The sequence below is a fragment of the Gilliamella intestini genome (assembly GCF_900094935.1).
GTDB classification, from domain to species: domain Bacteria; phylum Pseudomonadota; class Gammaproteobacteria; order Enterobacterales; family Orbaceae; genus Gilliamella; species Gilliamella intestini.
On sequence record NZ_FMBA01000015.1, the window covers coordinates 45,182 to 51,317 of the forward strand.

Sequence of the window (6,136 nt, forward strand, 5' to 3'; positions counted from 1 at the left end):
TATCACGTAGTAAGTACACAATTATAGAAATAATTATTTTTTTATAAAATTGTGAAATAACTCAAATTTTTTAAGTGGGATTAGGTTAAAATAAATTCAATGATATTTTAATTTTAAAATTTCCTAGGAGAAAAAATGAAAGCAGCAGTTATTAAGCAAGAGTGTGATGGTCAAGTCGAAATCAAAGATATCCCTATTCGTCCTTTAGAAGCAGGAGAGGCCTTAGTTGATGTTGAGTATTGTGGTCTTTGTCATACTGATCTTCATGTTGCGGCTGGCGATTTTGGTAAAAAACCAGGTCGTGTTATTGGGCACGAAGGTGTAGGAATTGTGACTAAAGTTGCCCCAGATGTAAAAAGCTTAAAAGTTGGTGATCGGGTTAGCATTGCTTGGTTCCATGCTGGGTGTGGTACTTGTGAGTATTGTATTTCAGGCAATGAAACATTTTGTCGTAATGCATTAAACTCTGGATATACTGTTGATGGAGGTATGGCAGAGCAGTGCATTGTTAAAGCTGATTATGCGGTTAAAGTGCCAGAAGGGCTCGATCCAGCACAAGCAACAAGTGTAACTTGTGCTGGTGTGACTACCTATAAAGGTATTAAAGTGGCTGCTACTAAACCAGGGCAATGGCTTGCAGTATTTGGAATTGGTGGTTTGGGAACACTTGCTGTCGAATATGGTAAAAAAGTGTTTAATAATAAAGTGGTTGCTATTAGTAACAGCGATAGCCAATTAGAATTATGTAAAACACTAGGTGCTGATTTGGTCGTTAATCCTAAAAAAGTTGAGGATGTGGGCGCTTATATTAAAGAACACACAGGGGGGGGAGTGCACGGTGCTGTTGTAACTTCTGTGACTAAAACAGCATTCAATCAGGCCATCAATTCAGTGCGACCTTTAGGGCGAGTGGTAGCCTTAGGTTTGCCTTCAGAAAATATGGATTTAAGTATTCCTAAAACCGTGTTAGATGGTATTCAAGTTTTAGGTTCATTGGTTGGTACTCGTGAAGATTTAGCAGAAGCATTTCAGTTTAGTGCAGAAGGAAAGGTCGTGCCGATAGTCGAAAAAAGACCGTTGGAAGATATCAATGATATGATCGAAGAAATGAAAGCAGGTAAAATTCGAGGTCGTATGGTTGTAGATATGAAAATGAAGAAGACTAAATAAGTTAACCTTATTTGTAATTCAAAAAGCTGGCTATATGCTGGCTTTTTTTATAAATAAAAATATTATTTATTTGATTTATTAAGTTTTTTATATAAAAAACTAATCTTCCTTGTGTTTTATGAATAATTCCCTATTATATCAAAATTTCGCCGTTAATTTTATATGTTTTAAGAGGAACTTTATGGCAGATCACAATTTAGAGAATAACTTGCGCAAGGATCTTGGTTTAGTTTCTGCATTATCACTAGTCGTTGGAATGGTTTTAGGTGCAGGAGCGTTTATGAAACCACCATCAGTATTAGAAGTTACTGGTGATTATAATTATGCACTATTAGCGTGGATAATAGGTGGCGCCATTTCTATTTGTGGCGGGTTAACACTTTGTGAATTAGGTGTAATGTTCCCAAAAACAGGAGGGATGCTGGTTTATTTAGAAAAAATATATGGCACCAAAATTTCTCATCTTTATGGTTGGATGATGACAGTTATTTTTGCTCCTTCATTAGTTGGAGCGTTGGTTGGATATTTTAGTTCAGTATTTTGTCTATTATTTAGTATTGATGATGCTTATAGAATGGCGGTGAGTGCTGGTGTTTTGGGTTTTATTGCCTTTATTAATGCTATTGGTATTAGAGAAGCAGGTTATTTACAGATGATTGCTACAGTTTGTAAACTTATTCCTATATTGTTATTGGCTATATTTGGATTATGTGAAGGTAATGGCCAAGTCGCGTTATTCACTGCTAGTGGGCAAGGTATTGAATCGTATGCTCCTTTTGCAGTAGCTATCTTGGCAACTCTTTTTGCTTATGATGGTTGGGCACAAGTTGCGTCAGTAGCTGGTGAGATTAATAATCCATCAAAAGTATTACCTAAAGCAATTATTTTTGGCATTATTTTTCTTGTAGTTGTTTACGCTTGTATTAATATCGCGTTATTTAAAATTTTTCCTGTGCAAGAGATGGTTTCTCTTGGTCATGACGCATCATCCGTTGCTTCACAACGCATGTTTGGGCATTTTGGAGGGAATCTTGTTGCTGTTGGTATTATGGTTTCGATTCTTGGCGGAATTAATGGATATATTATGACGCTATCTCGTACTATATTTAGTATGGCTGAGCGGGGAACTATTATTGGGGCGCGTTATTTAAGTACTATTGATGATGATAGCCGTTCACCAGTTAATGCGATTATTGTTTTAGTTATTTTTTCTTTTTTATATTCAACGCTTCTTGATGCAGATCGCTTATCAGAAATCTCAATGTTTTCAATTTGGGTATTTTATTTACTAACGTTTATTGGAGTGATGGTTGCTCGAAGAAAATACCCAGATGTACATAGACCTTATAAAGTTATTGGTTATCCAATAATTCCTATCATTGCAATGCTAGGGGCGGCTTATGTTATTTACGGTATGTTAGTTTATCAAACCATAAATGGTATGGTTTCTATCGTACTGACTTTAATCGGTTTGCCAATATATTATTATTACTATGGTAAAAATAAAAATAGAGAGCTTTCTCTTGGTGAAATGAAAAAATATAAAATAAAAAGAATGGTAACCATTGCAGTTTCAACAATTATTATTATAGGTTTGTTTGTTGCTTATGGTTTTTTTGTTAGCAACTAAACAATTAAAAGGGGTTATGAAAAAATGCCAGACAAATTGTCTGGCATAATATTTTTTATAAATGAAATAGTAATTATTTACTCAACATTCTCTCTGATACTTTTTTTAGGTTTAAAAATATAGTTGAATATTACTAATAGTGCAAAAATAGCAATAAAAATACTCATAATAATATCTTTATTAAACCATTTTGCCATATTACCTAAAATAATCCCAATACCACAAAAATCCACATCTGAGAAAGTTGTATTTGCAAAACCAAGTGATCCTAAAACAGGCAATAAAAGAACCGGTAAAAATGTTACTAATAAACCATTAGCAAATGCGCCAAGCATTGCACCTCGGCGCCCCCCCATAGCATTACCAAACACTCCTGATGTTGCTCCACAGAAGAAATGGGGAACTACACTAGGAAGTATAAGTACAGTATTTAATTTTCCTAAAACAAATAGACCTACTAATCCGCCAAGGAAGCTAAATAAGAAACCGATCAAAACAGCATTTGGCGCATATGGGAAAACAACAGGACAATCTAAGGCAGGTTTTGCATTTGGAACTAATTTTTCTGAAAAACCAGTAAATGCAGGTACAATTTCAGCAAGAATAAGCCTAACACCTTGTAGAATAATAAAAACCCCAGCGGCAAAGGTGATTGCTTCTATGATTGCATAAACAAGATAGTTATCGCCTTTACTTAACGTTTTTTGAACATAATCAGACCCCGCAAATATGGCAAGAATTAAATAAATAATCATCATAGTTAATGATATAGAAATTGAACTATCACGTAAAAAGCTTAAATTTTTAGGCAAATTCATATCTTCAGTTGAACGAGAATTTTTACCAAACAATTTACCAAGATAACCAGCTAATACATAGCCTAAAGTACCAAAATGACCAAACGCTACATCATCATTTCCTGTAATTTTACGCATCTGAGGTTGAGCTAAAGCAGGGAAGAAAGCCATAATTAGCCCTAATACTAATGAACCAGTAAATACTAATTGCCAACCATCAAAATTAGCAACTTTTAAAATAATACTGATCATACAAGCCATGTAGAAAGTATGATGGCCGGTTAAGAAAATAAATTTTAAACGTGTAAATCTAGCCACTACGATATTGGCAATCATACCCAAAGCCATAATTAATGCAGTTGCTGTACCGTACTCATTTAAGGCCATAGAAACAATGGCTTCATTATTAGGTATAATTCCTTGTAATTGAAAAGCTTGTTCAAACATCATACCTAATGGAGTTATAGCACTGATAAGTACGCTAGCACCACCGCTCAATACTAAAAATCCCAAAATGGTTTTAACTGTTCCTTTTACCGTATCAGCAAATGATTTGCGTTGGACGACAAGCCCCGCCATAGCAATAAAGCCAACTAGTATTGCTGGTGTTTTTAGAATATCAACAATAAACTTTATTATTTCTTGGATCATAGCAACACTCCATAATTTGATTAGTGTTTTGCAAAAAATTCAACAAGTTTAGATTCTAAGTCATTGATATCAATAATATTGTTTAGAACAACTAGTTTATCGGCAGGAATTCCAGAACTGGTTGCTAAATCTTTTGTCATGACAAATAAATCTGCTTGTTCTGGTGTTGCAGATGCAAGATCCGCATGTGTAACCTCTGCATCAATATTAATTTTTTTTAATACTTTTTTAATATTCATTTCAACCATAAAACTACTACCAAGACCTGAACCACAAACTGCCATAATTTTCATTTTTTTATCCTTTTTGTTTATTTCAATTTAATAACGTTTAATAACAGCTAAAATTTCATCACAACTTCGGGAATTAAAGATTGTTTGGATATCATTTGAATCACTAAATAGTGCTGCTAATTGTGTTAACATCTCAATATGGCTAGTGTTATCATTGGCAGCTAATAAAGTAATTAAATAAACGGGATCGTTTTCTTGAGAGTTAAATTTAACGCCTTGTTTGACCAATAACATGGATAAACCTAATTGGTTTACACCTTGTTCTGGTCTGGCATGAGGCATAGCAATACCTGGTGCCAATACATAATAAGGTCCAATTGATTCATGTAACTCAATAATAGAATTAATATAATTTGGTGTAATAGTATTATTTTTTAATAATGGGGCAGCACAAAGTTGTATTGCCTCTTTCCAATTGCTGACCGAATCAACAATGTTGACTGTTTTACTGGTTAACCATGTTTCTAACATTTTGTCTCCCTTAAAACTGTTATTATTAATAATGACTAACAAGTTAACATACTGAGTAATAATAGATATTAAAAAATAATAGAAATGTGATAGCGCTATCAAAAGTTAAAAGAAATCTTCTCTATAGTGTGATATAGATAACATATTTTAAATAATTAATGTTAAATAGTTGAGCTAGTAAAATAGGCTATATCCTAAATTTTATGCGGGCGGTTAACTGGTGACAGTTGATTTTGTCACTAAATTCTGAGTGTCTGCTAATAAATACGCCTTTCTTTACTTAATTATTTTAGGTATACGATATATAGGTATATTGCGTTTATTTACCTAAGAATATACCTAAAGTTTTGGTCGTAAATGATACTTACAGGATAATGAAATAGTCATTAAAGCTTGTCATTGCTTGGTTTTGTGTGCTTTAGTGGGTTTTAAAGAATCTTTCTGAATATTGAGCCAAGGGAAACAGAATCATATAGATAAACACACTGGAAATACTGAAAGATTAACTTTTAAAAATCGAATCGTATACCTAAACGTATACCTAAAACAAAAAGTGACCCCAATATTAGGTATTTTAATCTTGCCGAATTGAAAGGTTAAAAAAAATTGGTTTTAGAATTTTGACGGTGTAAAAATTTATCTAGGTGAGCGGTATCCGTTAATTATGTTTTAGATTTTTTATACCTCCCCCCCATAAAAATAAAATTTTATAAAAAAGTATGCACGGTGTTCACTACCTGCTTGAAGCCTTATTCTAAAAGGGTTTGAGTGGTGTATACTTAAATGTTTACTATTCACAAGTATACACTTTAGGTATTCACTCAATAAAAAACCGCCAATTAGGGCGGTCTCAGATTGATGACAAACCTCGATATAATTCGGGGTTTATTTTTTTATTTAAACCATAAATAGGATTTTAATTTGGATTTTATTAAATAAATTAAAAAATAGCCTAAAAAAACGTAACAAAAATAGCTTTATCGCTATTTTCTTGATATTTTGAGCCGTTGCAGCCAATAAACACTGCATTTGAACCTGCGCTCTTCCCCTAAATCTTGCATAGCGATGTCCGTGATGTTGTTTAGCGTCAGCAAAGCTGCGCTCTATGGTCTGTTTTCGCCGAG

At 33.5% G+C, this 6,136-nt stretch carries 6 protein-coding genes; 2 read left to right on the plus strand and 4 right to left on the minus strand.

Going from position 1 to position 6,136, the window contains the following annotated elements:
* The first annotated feature begins 135 nt into the window (after window positions 1–135).
* Together adhP and GA0061080_RS05655 are read left to right on the plus strand one after the other, a co-directional pair.
* Window positions 136–1,170: an alcohol dehydrogenase AdhP gene (gene adhP, locus GA0061080_RS05650; protein ID WP_091122427.1), complete on the plus strand. Its 1,035-nt coding sequence runs from the start codon at window positions 136–138 to the stop codon at window positions 1,168–1,170.
* Between the two features lie 181 nt (window positions 1,171–1,351).
* The gene (locus GA0061080_RS05655) at window positions 1,352–2,800 is read left to right on the plus strand and encodes an APC family permease (RefSeq protein WP_209435751.1); all 1,449 of its coding nucleotides are present in this window, start codon (window positions 1,352–1,354) and stop codon (window positions 2,798–2,800) included.
* Window positions 2,801–2,877: 77 nt separating this feature from the next.
* On the opposite strand, the gene ulaA is transcribed toward GA0061080_RS05655, so the two are convergent.
* The 4 genes from ulaA to GA0061080_RS05675 form a co-directional block, all read right to left on the minus strand.
* The gene (gene ulaA, locus GA0061080_RS05660) at window positions 2,878–4,248 is read right to left on the minus strand and encodes a PTS ascorbate transporter subunit IIC (protein ID WP_091122433.1); all 1,371 of its coding nucleotides are present in this window, start codon (window positions 4,246–4,248) and stop codon (window positions 2,878–2,880) included.
* Between the two features lie 20 nt (window positions 4,249–4,268).
* Window positions 4,269–4,541 (minus strand): PTS sugar transporter subunit IIB, encoded by a 273-nt coding sequence (locus GA0061080_RS05665; RefSeq protein WP_065560438.1) that lies wholly within the window; start codon window positions 4,539–4,541, stop codon window positions 4,269–4,271.
* A gap of 27 nt (window positions 4,542–4,568) precedes the next feature.
* A complete protein-coding gene (locus tag GA0061080_RS05670) occupies window positions 4,569–5,012 on the minus strand; it encodes a PTS sugar transporter subunit IIA (RefSeq protein WP_065636057.1) in 444 nt (147 codons plus the stop codon).
* An 897-nt stretch (window positions 5,013–5,909) separates the two neighbouring features.
* A partial coding sequence (locus GA0061080_RS05675) for a transposase (protein ID WP_245174443.1) occupies window positions 5,910–6,136 on the minus strand: 227 nt, incomplete at its 5' end.